At 70.0% G+C, this 17,093-nt stretch carries 16 protein-coding genes; 9 read left to right on the top strand and 7 right to left on the bottom strand.

Features of this window, described 5'->3' with window-relative positions; genetic code table 11:
* Positions 1–52 precede the first annotated feature (52 nt).
* The 4 genes from tig (at position 53) to ACYVGD_RS10410 (ending at position 4,690) form a co-directional block, all read left to right on the top strand.
* The gene (gene tig / locus ACYVGD_RS10425) at positions 53–1,486 is read left to right on the top strand and encodes a trigger factor (RefSeq protein WP_460743510.1); all 1,434 of its coding nucleotides are present in this window, start codon (positions 53–55) and stop codon (positions 1,484–1,486) included.
* An 87-nt stretch (positions 1,487–1,573) separates the two neighbouring features.
* The gene (locus tag ACYVGD_RS10420) at positions 1,574–2,302 is read left to right on the top strand and encodes a YbaB/EbfC family nucleoid-associated protein (protein ID WP_460743508.1); all 729 of its coding nucleotides are present in this window, start codon (positions 1,574–1,576) and stop codon (positions 2,300–2,302) included.
* 74 nt (positions 2,303–2,376) lie between these two features.
* Positions 2,377–3,747: a hypothetical protein gene (locus ACYVGD_RS10415; RefSeq protein ID WP_460743506.1), complete on the top strand. Its 1,371-nt coding sequence runs from the start codon at positions 2,377–2,379 to the stop codon at positions 3,745–3,747.
* A gap of 10 nt (positions 3,748–3,757) precedes the next feature.
* Positions 3,758–4,690: a hypothetical protein gene (locus ACYVGD_RS10410; RefSeq protein ID WP_460743504.1), complete on the top strand. Its 933-nt coding sequence runs from the start codon at positions 3,758–3,760 to the stop codon at positions 4,688–4,690.
* 34 nt (positions 4,691–4,724) lie between these two features.
* Here ACYVGD_RS10410 and fgd read toward each other — a convergent pair whose 3' ends face one another.
* Genes fgd through ACYVGD_RS10395 form a run of 3 tightly spaced genes read right to left on the bottom strand, consistent with a single transcriptional unit; the run spans position 4,725 to position 7,815 of the window.
* Positions 4,725–5,726, bottom strand: coding sequence for a glucose-6-phosphate dehydrogenase (coenzyme-F420) (gene fgd / locus ACYVGD_RS10405; RefSeq protein ID WP_460743502.1), 1,002 nt, complete (start codon positions 5,724–5,726; stop codon positions 4,725–4,727).
* Complete coding sequence (locus ACYVGD_RS10400) at positions 5,723–6,655, bottom strand: DMT family transporter (RefSeq protein ID WP_460743500.1); 933 nt, start codon at positions 6,653–6,655, stop codon at positions 5,723–5,725. The genes fgd and ACYVGD_RS10400 overlap by 4 nt, the downstream gene beginning before the upstream one ends.
* An 11-nt stretch (positions 6,656–6,666) precedes the next feature.
* Complete coding sequence (locus ACYVGD_RS10395) at positions 6,667–7,815, bottom strand: PLP-dependent cysteine synthase family protein (protein WP_460743498.1); 1,149 nt, start codon at positions 7,813–7,815, stop codon at positions 6,667–6,669.
* A gap of 161 nt (positions 7,816–7,976) precedes the next feature.
* On the opposite strand from ACYVGD_RS10395, the gene ACYVGD_RS10390 reads away from it, so the two are divergent.
* Entirely contained in the window at positions 7,977–8,576 is a 600-nt protein-coding gene (locus ACYVGD_RS10390) for an ATP-dependent Clp protease proteolytic subunit (protein WP_460743741.1), read from the top strand.
* An 11-nt stretch (positions 8,577–8,587) separates the two neighbouring features.
* Complete coding sequence (locus ACYVGD_RS10385; RefSeq protein WP_460743496.1) at positions 8,588–9,247, top strand: ATP-dependent Clp protease proteolytic subunit; 660 nt, start codon at positions 8,588–8,590, stop codon at positions 9,245–9,247.
* A gap of 69 nt (positions 9,248–9,316) precedes the next feature.
* Here ACYVGD_RS10385 and ACYVGD_RS10380 read toward each other — a convergent pair whose 3' ends face one another.
* From ACYVGD_RS10380 to ACYVGD_RS10365, 4 genes are read right to left on the bottom strand one after another with little or no spacing between them, the layout of a single operon-like run.
* A complete protein-coding gene (locus ACYVGD_RS10380) occupies positions 9,317–10,627 on the bottom strand; it encodes a lysostaphin resistance A-like protein (RefSeq protein ID WP_460743494.1) in 1,311 nt (436 codons plus the stop codon).
* Positions 10,624–11,052, bottom strand: coding sequence for a nucleoside-diphosphate kinase (gene ndk, locus ACYVGD_RS10375; protein ID WP_460743492.1), 429 nt, complete (start codon positions 11,050–11,052; stop codon positions 10,624–10,626). Before ndk ends, ACYVGD_RS10380 begins: the two co-directional genes overlap by 4 nt.
* Positions 11,053–11,087: 35 nt before the next feature.
* A complete protein-coding gene (locus tag ACYVGD_RS10370; RefSeq protein WP_460743490.1) occupies positions 11,088–11,435 on the bottom strand; it encodes a DUF4233 domain-containing protein in 348 nt (115 codons plus the stop codon).
* The gene (locus ACYVGD_RS10365; protein WP_460743488.1) at positions 11,435–12,898 is read right to left on the bottom strand and encodes a bifunctional folylpolyglutamate synthase/dihydrofolate synthase; all 1,464 of its coding nucleotides are present in this window, start codon (positions 12,896–12,898) and stop codon (positions 11,435–11,437) included. Before ACYVGD_RS10365 ends, ACYVGD_RS10370 begins: the two co-directional genes overlap by 1 nt.
* A gap of 27 nt (positions 12,899–12,925) precedes the next feature.
* Between ACYVGD_RS10365 and ACYVGD_RS10360 the strand changes: the two genes are divergently transcribed.
* The 3 genes from ACYVGD_RS10360 (at position 12,926) to valS (ending at position 17,093) form a co-directional block, all read left to right on the top strand.
* Positions 12,926–13,513 (top strand): MauE/DoxX family redox-associated membrane protein, encoded by a 588-nt coding sequence (locus tag ACYVGD_RS10360; protein WP_460743486.1) that lies wholly within the window; start codon positions 12,926–12,928, stop codon positions 13,511–13,513.
* Positions 13,510–14,280 (top strand): DsbA family protein, encoded by a 771-nt coding sequence (locus ACYVGD_RS10355; RefSeq protein WP_460743484.1) that lies wholly within the window; start codon positions 13,510–13,512, stop codon positions 14,278–14,280. The genes ACYVGD_RS10360 and ACYVGD_RS10355 overlap by 4 nt, the downstream gene beginning before the upstream one ends.
* A 254-nt stretch (positions 14,281–14,534) precedes the next feature.
* Entirely contained in the window at positions 14,535–17,093 is a 2,559-nt protein-coding gene (gene valS / locus ACYVGD_RS10350) for a valine--tRNA ligase (protein WP_460743482.1), read from the top strand.

The raw sequence follows: 17,093 nt of genomic DNA, 5'->3' as shown, positions 1-17,093 counted from the left end.
GCCGCGCGTATCCAGGACAACCAAACGAAGACCACATTCACAGGAGTGGACCTTGCCTAGCACCGTTGAGAAGCTGAGCCCGTCGCGGGTCAAGATCACCGTCGAGGTGCCCTTTGCCGAACTGAAGCCCGCGCTGGACAAGGCGTACGCCGACATCGCCAAGCAGGTGAACATCCCCGGCTTCCGTGCCGGCAAGGTGCCCCCGATGGTCATCGACCAGCGCTTCGGCCGCGGTGTCGTGCTCCAGGAGGCGATCAACGCCGCCCTGCCCGACCAGTACGGCAAGGCCATCGTGGACAACGGCCTGAACCCGCTCGGTGAGCCCGACATCGAGGTCACCAAGCTCGAGGACAACGACGTGTTCGAGTTCACCGCCGAGGTCGACGTGCGCCCCGAGTTCGAGGTGCCGGCGTTCGACTCGGTCAAGGTCGAGGTCGACCCGATCGACGTCTCCGACGAGAAGCTCGACGAGCAGGTCGAGGTGCTGCGCCAGCGTTTCGGCACGATGAAGGACGTCGACCGCGCGTCGGCCGAGGGTGACGTCGTCACCATCGACCTCATCGGCAAGAAGAACGGTGAGGAGCTCGAGGAGGCCACCGCCGAGGGCATCCAGTACAAGCTGGGCTCGGGTGGCATGCTCGACGGCCTCGACGAGGCCGTCACCGGCCTGAAGGCCGGCGAGTCGAAGGAGTTCACCTCCACGCTGGTCGGCGGCCCGCTGCGCGGCGAGGAGGTCGACATCACCGCGACCGTCTCGAAGGTCCAGGAGCAGGAGCTGCCCGAGGTCGACGACGAGTTCGCCCAGATGGTCTCCGAGTTCGACACCGCCGACGAGATGCGTGCCGACCTGAGGACCTCGCTGGAGCAGATGGCCCGCCTCGAGCAGGCCGCCGACGCCCGCGACAAGGTCCTCGAGGCCATCATCGCCGAGGTCGACCTCGAGATCCCGGAGAAGCTCCTCGAGGCCGAGGTCAACGCCCGTCACGAGCAGATCCAGCAGCAGCTCGCTCAGGCCGGCCTGACCCTCGACCAGTACCTCGAGGACGGCGACACCGAGCAGACCGCCGAGGAGTTCTGGGCCGAGGTCGACGAGCGCTCCGCCGACGCGCTCAAGGCCCAGCTCGTGCTCGACCAGGTCGCCGACGACAACGAGATCGGTGTCGACCAGGACGACATGACCCAGCACATCATCCGCAAGGCCCAGCAGTCCGGCACGTCGCCGGAGCAGGAGGCTCAGCACATGATGGAGCACAACCACATGGGCGAGTGGATGACCGAGATCCGCCGCGGCAAGGCGCTGGCGATGATGGTCGAGGCCGCCACCGTCACCGACACCGACGGCAACGACCTCAACCTCGCCAACCTGCGCGGTGACGGCACCTACGGCGACCCGGAGGCCGAGGCCGAGGCCGCCGACGCCGGGGCCCCCGCCGACGAGCTGGCGGATGAGAAGGCCGACGAGAAGAAGGCCGACGACGAGGCCTGATCCTCCACGACGGACGTTGCGGCGACCGCCCCTCGGGGTGGTCGCCGCTGTCGTTGTCTGACCCCGGCCCGCCCTAGGTTTGGGCCCATGACCGACGACCCGGCCGCCCGCGCTGCCCGCCTCGCCGACCAGCTCGACACCGCGAACGACTCGCGCCTACGCGCCCGCACCGTCTCCGACGCGCGCGGCCAGGTGACGCTTGAGACCGACGAGCGCAACGAGCTCCACCGCGTGAAGGTGACCCCCAACTGGACCAACCTGTCGGCCGACCAGCTCAGCGAGGCGTGCGTGGGGGCCTATCAGGAGCTGGGCCGCGCGATCATGCAGGACTGGGCCGACGCCCTCGCCGAGGCCAACCAGTCACCGGCCCCCGCCCCGCGCCGCGCCCGCGCCCAGGAACCGGCGGTCGAGCACTCGATGTCGGTGCCCCCGGCCGCGGACATCCTGCGCGCGGTGGAGCGTACGCGTGAGGGCTTCGCGATGCTTGAGCGCCTCGACGCCGCAGGCGCCGCCCAGAGTGACGACACCGACGACGAGCCCGTCGTCGGCGCCTCCAGGTGCGGCAAGGTGACCGCCACCTTCACCGGCGAGGGCATGCTCACCCGCGTCGACGTCGACAACGAGTTCACGTCCACCTCGGCCGTACGCCTCGGCGAGGCGATCGCCGAGGCCATGCGGGACGCTCAAAGCCAGGGCGAGGCGAGGCAGCGTACGCGCACGAGCCCGCGTGACGGCTATCGCGCAGCCGCCGACCACTTCACACGCACCCACGCTGACACCCGCGCCATGATGCGCCGCCACGGACTGGTGCGCTGAACGGAAATCGACGCGCTGACCTGGGCCCGACTTGCCCGTGAGGGGGCCAGACTTCTTCGGAACAGGAGGTCGTCATGTCCGAGCCCAAGGAAGTCTTCAGCTGGCCCGCAGCCGGATCGGTGATGCCGCGCGCCCACGTCGCAGCCATGCCTGCCCGGCCCAGCGAGCAGGCCGTGGAGCAGGAGACCGGCCACTGGGGCGAACCAGCCCGGGTTGGAGGGGGCGGTGCCGCCCAGGGTGGTGTCGCCACCGCGACCGGTGAGGTGTCCGGAGAGGTCTCCGGTGAGGTCTCCGGCGTGTCCGGCGAGGTCGTCTCCGAGACGCAGGGCCAGGGCGGGGCCGACGACGGCCTGATCGACGCGGCCCAGCCCGAGGGCGACGCCACGACCCCGGACGACGACTTCGAGGCCGGCATCGACGCCGACGAGGCGCAGCCGGCCGGCGAGGCCGGCAGCCAGGGGACGAACGCCGAGACCGGCGAGCAGGCCGGATCCGAGGCCGACACCGCCGAGGGCGAGCAGAAGGAGCCCGTGGTCGAGGTCCCGGACGACGCCCAGCGCGTCACCGAGGACATGAAGATCGACGAGGGCAAGGTCGGCGTCGCCCCCGACGGCTCCGTGGTCGACACGCGCGGCGACAAGACCCAGATCGACCTCGACACCGGTGAGCGGATCACCGTCGAGAAGGACGGCACGATCGTCATCGACGGCCCCGGTCGCGGTGAGGCCGACCGCAGCGAGATCCGCGGCAACCTCACCGTCGAGACCGAGGACGGGACGAAGATCGTCGCCACCAAGCAGGGTGTCGAGATCACGACCAAGGACGGCGAGAAATACAAGGTCAACCCCGACGGCAGCGTCGACGTCGACCTCCCCGAGAACGGCGAGAACGGCGAGAACGGTGAGAACGGTGGGGCCGGCGAGGAGGACGCCGAGGGCGAGGAGAACGCCGAGGGTGAGGAACCGGGCACGGGTGGCCCCGGCGGTGGCAACCCGGGAGGTGGTGATCCGGGCGGTGGCAACCCGGGAGGTGGCAACCCGGGCGGCGGCGATCCCGGCGCCGGTGACCCGGGCCACGACGTCGGCCCGCCCGACACCCAGGACCCGGGTGACACCGGCCAGCCCGGCGGCACGGAGCCGGGGGACCCCCGCCAGACCCACATCGACCCGGAGCTCATGCGTACGCACGCCCGCGCCTGGGGCGAGCACTCCGGCGACATGAAAAAGATCGGCACCGACATCGACGGGCTGAGCCTGGATGCGGTCGACTTCGGCCCGGCCAACGCACTCCACGGCGGCTACCAGGCGCTGCGCGAGCAGGCCAAGCAGCTCACCGTCGACGGCGCAGAGGCGTTCGACACGTACGAGGAACTGCTCAACGAGTCGGCGCGCAGCTACGAGCAGACCGAGCACCAGAACGTGGCCGTCGGCCAGGGAATGATCTGAGGAGAGAACGATGGGTTGGGGTTTCCTGGGAGACATGGTCGAGGCCGCCGGTGACGGCCTCCAGGCGATCGGCGACGGCATCACGGGCGCCGGCCAGGTGCTGACCGGCGATCTCGAGGGGGCGGGCGAGTCCTTCCGCAACGCCGGCGGTCACCTCGCCGACGCCGGCGGCAACCTGGTCGACGCTGCGATCGGTTCCGTGGTGTGCCCGCTCGGCCCGGTCATCGAGCTCGGCAAGCAGGTGGGCCAGGTGCTCGACGGCGTCTGGGACGGTCTCGTCGCCCTCAAGGACCGCGCCAGCTCGTGGTTCGACGGCCTCATCGGCTCGATCGTCGACGGTCTCAGCGGCATCTGGGACGGCATCAAGAGCATCTTCAGCGACATCTGGGACTCCTGCCGCTCGTTCGTCGAGAAGTGCCAAGAGATCATGCGCGCCCTCAACGCGCCCACGACGCTCCGCGAGACGGCGACCCGGTGGCGCGAGGGGCCCGCCAAGGGGTTCTCCGCGCTGATCCCCGAGGTGACCCAGCGCCAGGAGCTGACAAACAGCGGGTGGCGGGCGATGGAGGCCGAGGCGTACGCCCAGGGCGTGCCCAACCAGATCAAGGCCGTGGGCGCCGCCCACAACGCGTGCAACAAGATCGCCACCTCGCTCGACGAGACCGCGGACGCGATTTGCGCGTTCGCCGCCGACACCGGTGGCCTGGCGGGCCGCATCTACGCGGCGGTCCAGGGCTCCCCGGGCAGCCTGTTCAGTCTGCAGGGGCTGTCCGCGGTGTTCGGCGGCGGCCTTTCGAGCATCATCGACGTCGTCGTCGGCCTCGTGAAGTTCGCGGCCGAGCAGGAGCGCATCCAGAAGCAGATGGCCGAGACCATCAAGAACGATCCCGCGTTCATCAACGGCGAGTGGCCGATGGCCCAGACGGGGATCGCGATCGCCTGACCGCGGACGGGGCGTACGCCGCGTGGCGTACGCCTCAGCCGAGCTCGCGCAGCGCCGGCACCACGTCCTCGGAGAGCTGGCGCAGGAACCGCTCCTGGTCGTCTCCGGGGCCGTGGAAGACGAGGTGGTCGAAGCCCAGGTCGGTGTAGAAGCGCACCTTCTCGACGACCTCCTCGGCGTTTGACGCGACGATCCAGCGCTTCGCCACCTGCTCGATCGGCAGGGCGTCGGCGGCGGCCTCCATCTCGCGCGGGTCGCTGATCGAGTGCTTCTGCTCCTTCGACAGCGACAGCGGCGCCCAGAAGCGCGTGTTGTCGAGCGCCCGGTCGGGGTCGCGGTCGTAGGAGAGCTTGATCTCGATCATCTTGTCGAGATCCGACTCGTCGCGGCCGTTGAGGGCGAGGCCCTCGCGCACCGCCGGCATCAGCTGGTCGCGGTAGAGCTCCTCACCCTTGCCGGAGGTGCAGATGAACCCGTCGGCCTGGCGGCCCACATACTTGGCCATCGTCGGCCCGCCGGCGGCGACGTAGACCGGGACCTGCTGCTCGGGCAGGTCGTAGATCACCGCATCCTTCGTCGAGTAGTAGTCGCCCTCGAAGGTCGTGTGCTCACCGCTCCACAGCGCGCGCATCAGGCGCACGCTCTCGCGCAGGCGGGCGAACCGCTCCTTGAAGTCGGGCCAGCCCTGTTGGCCGACGGCGATCTCGTTGAGCGCCTCGCCGGAACCCACCCCGAGCATCACCCGCCCGGGATAGAGGCAGCCGAGGGTGGCGAACATCTGTGCGAGCACCGCCGGGTTGTAGCGGAACGTGGGCGTGAGCACCGACGTGCCGAGCATGATCCGCTCGGTGCGCGCCCCGACGTGGGACATCCACATCAGCGAGTTGGGGGCGTGGCCGCCCTCGTGGCGCCACGGCTGGAAGTGGTCGGAGATGGTCGCGGAGTCGAGACCGACCTCTTCGGCGAGAACCGCGTAGTCGGCGAGCTGGCGCGGCCCGAACTGCTCGGCGGAGGCCTTGTAGCCGATCTTGATCATGCGAACTCCTTCACTGCGGGGGTCGGGTCGGGGACGACGGCGGGGACCGTGGCCCGGTGCTCGTGCAGCGCGAGGGCCACGACGGAGCCGAGGACGACCGCGAAGCCGACCCACTGGGTCGGGCCGAGGCGCCCGTGGAGCACGAGCACGCCGACGGCGGCGGCGGTCAGCGGGAACGCCAGCTCGGCGAGCGTGGCGCGCGAGGCCGGGGTGGTCTGCAGGCCGCGGTAGTAGAGGACGAGCGCGAGCAGGCCCGGGATCAGCGCCAGCAGGCCGATGCGGGGCAGCGCGGCGGGGGAGATCGCGTACGAGGCGCCGGTCGCCGGCACGATGACCAGCAGTGCGAGCAGCCCGAAGAAGAACCGCAGTGCGGTGACCTGGGTGAACGTCAGGTCGCGACTGGCGCTCCGGCCGAGCACCGTCCCCAGCGCCCACAGCAGCGCGGAGCCGAGGCCCAGGAGCGCGGGGACCAACGTGCGTACGCCGACCTGCAGCGGGTGGGGGAAAGCCAGCAGCCAGGCCCCGACCAGCGCGGGCACGAGGAACAGCCAGAACCTTGGCCGCAGCCGCTCCCCGAGCAGCGCGGCGGCCAGCGCCACCGCCAGTACGGGCTGGAGCTTCTGCAGCACCTGCGGGGTGATCGGGTCGCCGAGCTTGAAGGCCAGGGTGAACAGCGTCGTCGCGAGGGCCGAGGCGCCCGCGCCGATGACGACGGTCTCGACCTTGGTGCGCGTCGAGCCGTGCCACCACGCGCGCAGTGCGCTGACGAGCACCGGCGAGACCAGCAGCACCAGCACGAGGTGTTCCCACAGCACGATCGTCGGCGCGGCGAACTGCTTCGACAGAGGCGCCCGGAACAGCCCCGAGAACCCCCACAGGGAGGCGGCGAGGGCGATGAGCCAGGTTCGGTCACGTGAGGAGGGCTGCATGGTGGACGAGGCTAGCGCGCCCGGCCCGGAGCGTGCGAGGGTCTCGGAGGCACGAACGTGGGCAGCCGCGGGGGCAGCGTGGCGCGCAGGGCGTCCAGCCAGGGCTGGATGTCCATGCCCTGGTCGGCGACCCAGCCGTCGTCGTAGTAGGTGTCCTCGTAGCGGTCGCCCGGGTCGCACAGCAGCGTGACGACCGAGCCCTCCTCGCCGGCTGCGCGCATCTCGCCCACGATCCGCGCCACACCGACGATGTTAGTGCCCGACGAGCCGCCGACGCGGCGCCCGAGGCGCTCGGTGAGGAAGCGTGCGCCGGCGACCGAGGCCTCGTCGGGGACCGCCATCATGCGGTCGACGACGCCGCCGACGAAGCTCGGCTCGACCCGGGGCCGGCCGATTCCCTCGATGCGCGAGCTGGCGTCGACGGTGTGGGAGGTGTCGTCGTGGCGCCAGCCGTCGTAGAACGCGGAGCCCTCGACGTCGACGACGCACAGCTTCGTCGCCAGCTTGTGGTAGCGCAGGTGCCGACCGAACGTTGCGCTGGTGCCACCGGTGCCCGCGCCGACGACGACCCACGAGGGGGAGGGGTGGGGCTCCATCGCGAGCTGGGCGAGCGTCGACTCGGCGATGTTGTTGTGGCCGCGCCAGTCGGTCGCGCGCTCGGCGAAGGTGAACTGGTCGAGGAAGTGGCCGCCGAGCTCGTCGGCGAGCCGACGCGACTCGCGGCACAGCTCGTCGGCCCGGTCGACGAAGTGGCACTGACCTCCCTCGGACTCGATAAGGCGGATCTTCTCGGGACTCGTCGACCGTGGCATGACGGCGATGAACCTCAGACCGAGCATGCGGGCGAAATAGGCCTCCGAGACGGCGGTCGATCCCGAGGAGGCCTCGATGACGGGTGTGGTGGGGGAGAGCCAGCCGTTGACCAGCGCGTACATGAACAGCGACCGGGCGAGCCGGTGCTTGAGGCTGCCGGTCGGGTGGGTCGACTCGTCCTTCAGGTAGACCTCCACACCCCACTCGGTCGGGAGCTCGAGCCGGTTGAGATGGGTGTCGGCCGATCGGTTGGCGTCGGCGTCGAGGAGGCGTACGCAGCGGGCGGTCCACGCGCGTGCCTCCGGGTCGCTGCGCTCGACGGAGTCCACCGACTGCAACATGTCCATGGACCGAACCCTAGCCATCCGCCTACAGGTGCGGCGGTGCGCGTCCGCCCGCGCCTTCGCGTGTCGCGCCGCCTGCGCCCACAGCGAACATCAGCGGCCCACGCTCAGGTTTGTCCGTCGGTCCGGGTAAGTTCGACCCCGTGAACAACATCCCGAACCCGATGCTGGCCGCCGGGGGCAGCGGCGCGAGCATGACGGACAACGTCTACCAGTCGCTGCTGCAGAACCGGATCATCTTCCTGGGCTCCGAGGTGCGTGACGACAACGCCAACGCCATCTGCGCCCAGATGCTCCTGCTCAACGCAGAAGATCCCGAGAAGGACATCTACCTCTACATCAACTCCCCGGGCGGCTCGGTCGACTCCGGCATGGCGATCTACGACACCATGCAATGGATCTCGAACGACGTCGCGACCGTGGCCATGGGCCTGGCTGCGTCGATGGGCCAGTTCCTGCTGTCGGCGGGTGCCAAGGGCAAGCGCTACGCGCTGCCCCACAGCCGCATCATGATGCACCAGCCCTCGGGCGGTCTCGGCGGCACGGCGTCCGACATCCGGATCCAGGCCGAGCAGTCCCTCCACCTGAAGAAGGTGCTCGCCGAGCTCATCGCTGAGCAGACGGGCCAGTCGGTCGACCAGATCAACGCCGACTCCGACCGCGATCGCTGGTTCACCGCCGACGAGGCGCTGGAGTACGGATTCATCGACCACGTATACACGAACGCGTCGCAGATCAGCGGCGGCGAAGCCCCGAACCAGTGAGGACGGCAACGATGAACAGAATGGACCTCGCAGGTTTCAACATGGAGCAGCGTGAGCTCATCACGCCGACCATGGACTACTACATCCCCCAGTGGGAAGAGCGCACCTCCTACGGCGTGCGCCGCGTCGACCCCTACACCAAGCTGTTCGAGGACCGCATCATCTTCCTCGGCACGCCGGTCTCCGACGACATCGCCAACGCGATCATGGCCCAGCTGCTGTGCCTGCAGTCGATGGACGCCGACCGCCCGATCTCGATCTACATCAACAGCCCGGGCGGCTCGTTCACGGCCATGACGGCGATCTACGACACGATGCGCTACATCAAGCCCGACGTCCAGACGATCTGCCTCGGCATGGCCGCGTCGGCCGCCGCCGTGCTGCTCGCCGCGGGCACGAAGGGTAAGCGCCTCGCGCTCCCGAACTCGACCGTGCTGATCCACCAGCCGGCGATGGGGCAGTCGTCGTTCGGCCAGTCGTCCGACCTCGAGATCCAGGCCAACGAGATCCTGCGCATCCGCAACCTGATGGAGCAGATGATCGCCGACGCCACTGGTCAGGAGAAGGACAAGATCAGCAAGGACGTCGAGCGCGACAAGTACCTCACGGCCGCCCAGGCCAAGGAGTACGGCATCATCGACGACGTGCTGACCTCGCTCAAGGACGCCTGAGCCCAGCTCCACCAGCACGACGCCCCGCGACCGGACCCGGTCGCGGGGCGTCGTCGTTGCTTGCGCAGGTCAGAGCTGCGGGCGTCCCGGGCCGTCGTCGTGCGGGCCGTGCTGCTGGCCGTACAGTGGTTGCTGGCCGTACGGGGCCCGCTGGCCGGGGGCGCCGTGCTGCGGGCCGACGTACGTGGGCTGCGTCAAGGCGCCGGCGATGAGCTCGCGGCCAGGTGCGGCGACCATCTTCGGACCGGAGCCGTCGCGGGCGGAACGCGCCCGCCAGCGGTCGAGCACCAGCACGGTGATCAGCCCGGCGGCGAGCGCCACGAGGATCGACGGATCGCCCACGCCGGCGGCCCGGTCGAAGCTTTTGTCCATCTGGCCCGACCACGTCGCGAGCTGGAACGACATGACGTTGTTCACCACGTGCAGCGCGATGGGGGCCTCGAGCCCGCCGGTGCGCCACGCGAGCGCGCACAGCACCAGACCGAGGCCGAAGTAGAAGACGTTCAGCCACGGGTCGCCCGCACCGTGGACCAGCATGAACAAGGCCGACGACACGACGGCGGCGACGATCATCCCGACGCGTTCGGCGGGGAACCAGGACGTGATGGAGCGGGTGATGAGACCGCGGAACATGTATTCCTCACCGGCGGCCTGGAACGGGATGATCAGGAACGTCACCAGCGAGTACGCCAGCACCTGCTTGGCGGGCTCCCACTCCTCGCGTCCCCAGATCAGGCTGGGCAGCAGCATCCACAGCCCCCACACGACCGCCATCACCAGCAGCGAGCGCAGGAGCCAGCCCCAGCGCAGGCGCCCCTCGACCGAGTGGAGCCAGCGGGCGTCCTGCCGAAAGCCGACCTTCTGGGCAAGCAGCGCGCCCGGGATCAGGAGGACGAGGCCCAGACCGGTGAAGGCCAGCACGAACGGCGACATGGGGATCTTGCCGGCCTGCAGGTCCTCGGCCGAGAGGCGGCCGGCGGCCATCTCCATCACGATCGGCACGATCTGGACGATCGAGGCGAGGATGAAGAAGCCGCCCATGATCGCCAGGGCGACGACGGGGCGCCACGGCGCGTACGCCGGGGTGCGCAGGAAGCCGAGGTAGGTCTTCTCTTCGACCGGCAGCGCCGGCGCGGGTGCCGCGGGCTGTGCGTAGGGGGCGTAGGGCTGGCCGGCAGGGGCATGGGGCTGGCCGGCGGGCGGCGCCGGATACCCCTGCTGCCCGAACCCCTGCTGCCCGAACCCCTGCTGCCCGAACCCCTGCTGCTCCGGCCGCGCGAACCGATCAGGCTGCCCGAATCCCTGCGGTGCCTGCCCGCCGTACGGACCGGGCTGCCCGGAGCCGTCCTGGGGAGGTACGCCGGCGCCGCTCACGCTCACGCCTCTGGCGTCGCAGAGAGCCCGGGGAACCAGATCCCGAGCTCTCGGGCGGCGGACTCGGTCGAGTCGGAGGCGTGCACCAGGTTCTCGCGGTTGGACAGGGCCAGGTCGCCGCGGATCGAGCCGGGCTCGGCGACGCGGCCGTCGGTGCGGCCGTTGAGCAGGCGGACGGCCTCGATGGCGTTTTCACCCTCGAGGACCAGCGCGACCATCGGGCCGGAGGTGATGAACTCGCGCAGCGGCGGGTAGAAGTCGCGCTCGACGTGCTCGGCGTAATGGGTGTCGGCCATCTCGCCGTCGACGGTGCGCAGCTCCATCGCGACCAGGGTGAGGCCCTTGCGCTCGTAACGGGTGAGGACCTCGCCGACGAGTCCACGGCGGACGGCGTCGGGCTTGATCAGGACAAGGGTGCGCTCAGTGCTCATGGCAGTCAGCCTAGCGCCGCCGGGCACCCCGACGCTCAGCCGCGCTCGGCTGCTGCGGCCTCCAGACGCCGGCCCAGCACGAAGCAGGTCAGCCACAGCACCAGGAACATGGCACCCATGATGAACATGCCGTACGTGAGGAAGCCCATGGCGACCGCGGCGACCTGCGTCAGCCAGCCCAGCGGATAGCCGACCTGCGGCCGGCGCAGCGTCATCGTGGCGGCCAGCGCGAGGAGCGCGCCGGCGGCGCCGGCAAGGGACGCGTTCAGCGGCGGGACCTGCGCCACCATGATCATGACGGGTACGGCAAGACCGAAGACGATGATCTCGAAGATCAGCGTCATCATCAGAGTCGAGCGCATGGGGTTGTCGGCGTGCAGCATCAGCGGTCTCCCTCCTCGTCGTCGACCCTGTCGTCGTGTGCCTCGTCGTCGGACGGGTCGTCGCCCGGCAGGTCGACCGGTTCGTCGGTTGCGTCGTGGTCGACGACCTCCTCGGCCTGGGGCTGCTCGTCGACCAGCATGGCCCGGGCCTCGCCGACGGCGATGACCGACCCGGTCACGAGCACGCCGGGCAGGCCGGCGTCGACGTCCGCCAGCGTCGTCGCCAACTCGAGGGCATCGTCGAGGCGGGGCGCGACGCGTACGCGGTCGGCGCCGAAGATGCCGCGGGCCAGGTCGGCGAGCTCCTCGGCGGGCAGGCCGCGGGAGGTGGAGGCCACCTGGGTGCACACGATCACCGTCATGTGCTCCTCCCAGACCTTCAGCACGCCCTCGACGTCCTTGTCTGCCATCATCGCCACCACTCCCACCATGGGGTCGAAGCCGTACGCCTCGGTGACGGCCTCGGCGGTCACCAGCGTGGCGGGCACGTTGTGGGCGCCGTCGAGGACCACGGGCGGGGACTGGCGCACCGACTCGAGCCGGCCGGGGGCGCGTACCTCGGCGAAGCCGTCGACGACGACCTCGCCCGACAGGCCCTTGCCGCCGAGGAACGCCTCGACCGCGGCCAGCGCGACACCGGCGTTGCGGGCCATGTGGGCGCCATGGAGGGGGAGGTGGATGTCGCCGATCGGACCTTCGGCGGCGTTGAGACGCAGGAGCTGGCCGCCGACGGCACGTTGGCGCTCGAGCAGACCGAAGTCGACGCCCTCGCGCATCGGTAGTGCACCGACCTCGGCGCAGCGGGCCAGCAGGACCTGAGCGGCCTCGGGCTCTTGCCCGGAGAGGACCGCGATGGCGCCGGGCTTGATGATGCCGGCCTTCTCGCCGGCGATCTTCGTGAGCGTCGAGCCGAGCAGGTGGGTGTGGTCGAGGCCGATCGGCATGACTACGGCGACCTCGCCGTCGGCGACGTTGGTGGCGTCCCAGGTGCCGCCGAGCCCGGTCTCGACGACGGCGACGTCGACGGGGGCGTCGGCGAAGGCTGCGTACGCCATGGCGGTGAGGACCTCGAAGAACGTCATGGGGCAGCCGGGCTCGCCGTCGCCGGCGGGCAGGTCCATGCCGTCGACCATGGTGACGTACGGCTCGATGTCGGCCCACACCTCGCCGAAGCGCTCCTGGGAGATCGGGCGGCCGTCGATCGCGATGCGCTCGGTGATGTCGACCAGGTGGGGGCTGGAGTAGCGCCCGGTACGCAGGCCGGTCGAGCGCAGTAGCGCCTCGATCATGATGGCGGTCGAGCCCTTGCCGTTGGTGCCGGCGACGTGGATCACCGGGTAGGAGCGCTGGGGCTCGCCCAGCAGGTCCATGATGGCCTGCATGCGGTCGAGGCTGGGCGCGACCCGGTTCTCGGGCCAGCGCGCGGTGAGTTCGGTCACGAGACGGTCATGATTCGTTGTCATTTCAACCCGCATCCTATGCTGTTGGCCATGAGCGCCCAGACCGTCGCGACCCCACGACCCCGGCGCGGCGTCCCCGACTGGATCGGCCTGCTCGCCCGCCTGGTGCTCGGCGTCGTGTGGCTGTGGGCCGGCGGTGCGAAGATCGGCCACCTCGAGGAGTCGGTGCTGGCCGTCCGCGGCTACCAGCTGCTGCCCTACGAGGTCGCCCAGGTCGTCGGCTACGCGCTCCCGATGTTCGAGGTCCTCCTCGGCGCGCTGCTCATCCTCGGCCTGCTGACCCGCTGGGCGGGCCTGGCGAGTGCGCTGCTGATGCTGGCGTTCGTCATCGGCATCGCCTCCGCGTGGGCCCGCGGCATCTCCATCGACTGCGGATGCTTCGGCGGTGGCGGCGAGATCGCGTGGGCCGAGGCCGTCCGGAAATACCCGTGGGAGATCGCCCGCGACATCGGGCTGATGGTGCTCGGCCTGTGGCTCACGGTGCGTCCTCGCACGCCGTTCAGCCTGGATGAGAAACTCTTCGGGGACCCCACCCCCTCCGACCTCGACGACTTCGACGACCTCGACGACGAGGACGACCCGACCGACCACCACGACCCCGTGAAGGAAAGCCGATGAGCAAGCACAAGCCCGCCAGGGACGGAAGCCGCCGCGCACAGCTGCGCGCCGCCCAGATCGCCGAGGCGAAGCGCAAGAAGAACCAGCGGATCGTCTTCGGCGTCGTGGGCGCGCTGCTCGCCCTCATCCTCATCGGCGGCGTCAGCTATGCCGTCTACAAGTTCAACGAGGGCCAGGCCAAGAACATCCCGCCGTCGGCCACGGCCAAGAAGGACGGCATGATCCCGTTCAAGGACAAGGCCAAGCAGGGCGCGCCCGTGGTGAGCCTGTACTTCGACTACCAGTGCCCGGCCTGCAAGCAGTTCGAGGACAAGTTCGGCCCGACGCTGGAGGAGATGGCCAACAACGGCGAGATCCAGCTCGAATACCACACGATGAAGTTCCTCGACATCAACCTGCGCAACGACGCCTCCGAGCGCGCGGCCAACGCGGCCGTCTGCGCCGACACGGTGGGCGCGTACGCGAAGTACCACGACGCCGTCTTCTCCCACCAGCCGCGCGAGGAGGGCGAGGGTTACACCGACGACCAGCTCACCGGCGAGTACGCGCAGCAGGCCGGCATCACCGGCGACAAGCTGACGAGCTTCCAGACCTGCTACAAGCAGCGCCAGTTCAAGGCCTACGTCAACAAGATGGACGAGCAGGCGGGCAAGGACGGCATCACCGGCACCCCGTCGCTGCGCGTGAACGGCAAGACGCTCGACAACAAGAAGCTGACCGCAGACGTCAACTCCCTCCGCACGGAGATCCAGGCGCTCGCCAAGTGACCCGACGCTGACGCACGACCCGGCCGACCGGCCCTCCACACCGCGGGGGCCGGTCACTGCATTCGGGCACCGATGTCGTCGACGATCGAGGTGCGCGTGCGGCGCAGGAGTCCTCCTCTCCCGGGTCGAGCTCGCCGCGCGCGCCCAGAAGCCGACAGCTGGCCGATCGATGAGTCAGGAGCCGGGGGAGCCGGCTGAGGACTCGCCCGTGAACGAACGTGCGGCGCCTTGTTCCAACTCCTAGGATTCGCACCATGACTGATCAGCCCACCACTGTCTCCCGCGTTCCCGACAAGCCGGCCCTCGAGGGGCTGGAGTCGAAGTGGGCCGGCGTATGGGCCGAGGACAAGACGTACGCGTTCGTCCGCCCCGAGTCGCGCGAGCAGGTCTTCTCCATCGACACCCCTCCGCCCACGGTGTCGGGCTCGCTCCATGTCGGCCACGTGTTCTCCTACACCCACACCGACGTGGTGGCGCGCTACCAGCGCATGACGGGCAAGCACGTGTTCTACCCGATGGGCTGGGACGACAACGGCCTCCCGACCGAGCGCCGCGTCCAGAACTACTACGGCGTGCGCTGCGACCCGAGCGTGCCCTACGACCCCGACTTCACGCCGCCGGCCAAGCCCGACCCGAAGAAGCAGGTGCCGATCAGCCGCCGCAACTTCGTCGAGCTGTGCCACGAGCTCACCGCGGTCGACGAGAAGGCGTTCGAGGACCTGTGGCGCCGCGTGGGCCTGTCGGTCGACTGGTCGACCCTGTACGAGACGATCTCCGACGACTCGCGGGCCGTCGCCCAGAAGGCGTTCCTGCGCAACCACGCGCGCGGCGAGGCGTACCTCTCGGAGGCACCGACGATGTGGGACGTGACGTTCCAGACCGCCGTCGCCCAGGCCGAGCTGGAGGCGCGCGACTACCCGGGTGCCTACCACCGCATCGGCTTCGCCCGCCCCGGCGGCGAGAAGGTGTGGATCGAGACGACGCGCCCCGAGCTGATCCCTGCGGTGTGCGCGCTGATCGCCCACCCCGACGACGAGCGCTACCAGCCGCTGTTCGGCACGACGGTCACCTCACCGCTGTTCGGCGTGGAGATCCCAGTGGTCGCCCACCCCGCCGCCGAGATGGACAAGGGTGCGGGCATCGCGATGTGCTGCACGTTCGGCGACCTCACCGACGTCCAGTGGTGGCGCGAGCTGCAGCTGCCCACCCGCACGGTCATCGGCCGCGACGGCCGCCTGCTGCGCGAGACTCCCGAGTGGCTCGTGCAGCCAGAGGCGTACGCCGAGCTCGCCGGTAAGACCGCCTTCTCGGCCCGCGAGGCTATCGTCGCCATGCTCCGCGAGAGCGGCGACATGGACGGCGAGCCCAAGAAGACCGAGCGCAAGGCCAACTTCTTCGAGAAGGGCGACAAGCCGCTGGAGATCGTGTCGACGCGCCAGTGGTACATCCGCAACGGCGGCCGTGACGACGACCTCAAGCAGGCGCTGCTGGCGCGCGGCGACGAGCTCCAGTGGGTGCCGGAGCACATGAAGCACCGCTACACCAACTGGGTCAACGGCCTCAACGGCGACTGGCTCATCTCGCGCCAGCGCTTCTTCGGCGTCCCGTTCCCGGTCTGGTACGCGCTCGACGCCGACGGCGAGCCCGACTATGCGTACCCGATCACCGCGCCGGAGGACACGCTGCCGGTCGACCCGAGCTCCGACTGCCCGCCCGGTTACACCGAGGACCAGCGCAACCAGCCCGGCGGCTTCATCGGCGACCCCGACGTCATGGACACCTGGGCGACGTCGTCGCTGTCGCCGCAGATCGCCTGCGGCTGGGAGCGCGACCCGGAGCTGTTCGCGCTGACGTTCCCGATGGACGTCGCACCGCAGGCTCACGACATCATCCGCACGTGGCTGTTCTCCCGCGTGGTGCGCGCCCACTTCGAGAACGGCACCGCTCCCTGGCGGCGGGCAACCATCTCGGGCTTCGTCGTGGACCCCGACCGCAAGAAGATGTCGAAGTCCAAGGGCAACGTCGTCGTGCCGACCGAGATCCTCGACAGGTTTGGCGCCGACGCGGTGCGCTGGCGTGCCGCGATGGCGCGTCCCGGCGCTGACTCGCCGTTCGACGAGTCACAGATGAAGGTCGGCCGCCGCCTCGCCATGAAGGTGCTCAACGCCTCGAAGTTCGTGCTCGGCTACGGCCAGACCGACGTCGCGCCGACCAACCCGGTTGACCTCGCGCTGCTCACGCGGCTGCGTACCGTCGTGGCCGAGGCCACCGCGGCCTTCGAACGCTTCGACTACACCACGGCGCTCGAGGTGACCGAGACGTTCTTCTGGTCGTTCTGCGACGACTACCTCGAACTGGTGAAGGAGCGCGCATACGGTGCCCAAGGCGACGAGGCCGCCGCCTCCGCGCGCGCGGCGCTCACCCGCACCCTCGACGTGGTGCTGCGCCTGTTCGCGCCGTTCCTGCCGTTCGTGACCGAGGAGGTGTGGTCGTGGTTCCGCGAGGGCTCGATTCACCTGGCCTCTTGGCCGACGGCCGACGCGCTGCCCGACGAGGGCTCCGACGCCCTGCTCGACGACGTGGCGGCGGCCCTGATCGCCATCCGCGGCGCCAAGTCGAGCGCGAAGGTGTCGATGAAGACCGAGGCGACCCGGGCCGAGCTCTCGGGCCCCGCCGACACGATTGAGCGCCTGCGGGCCATCGAGCCTGACCTGCGCGCCGTGGGCCGGCTCACGGGCGAGGTGGTGTGGGTCGACTCGCCCGAGCCGCTGACGGTGGCCGTCGAGCTCGCCGACCCCGAGACGAAGGCCTGA

This window comes from Mariniluteicoccus endophyticus (assembly GCF_054780035.1).
Note: the sequence above shows the minus strand (reverse complement) of the source record. Positions and strands in the feature narration are given on the sequence as shown.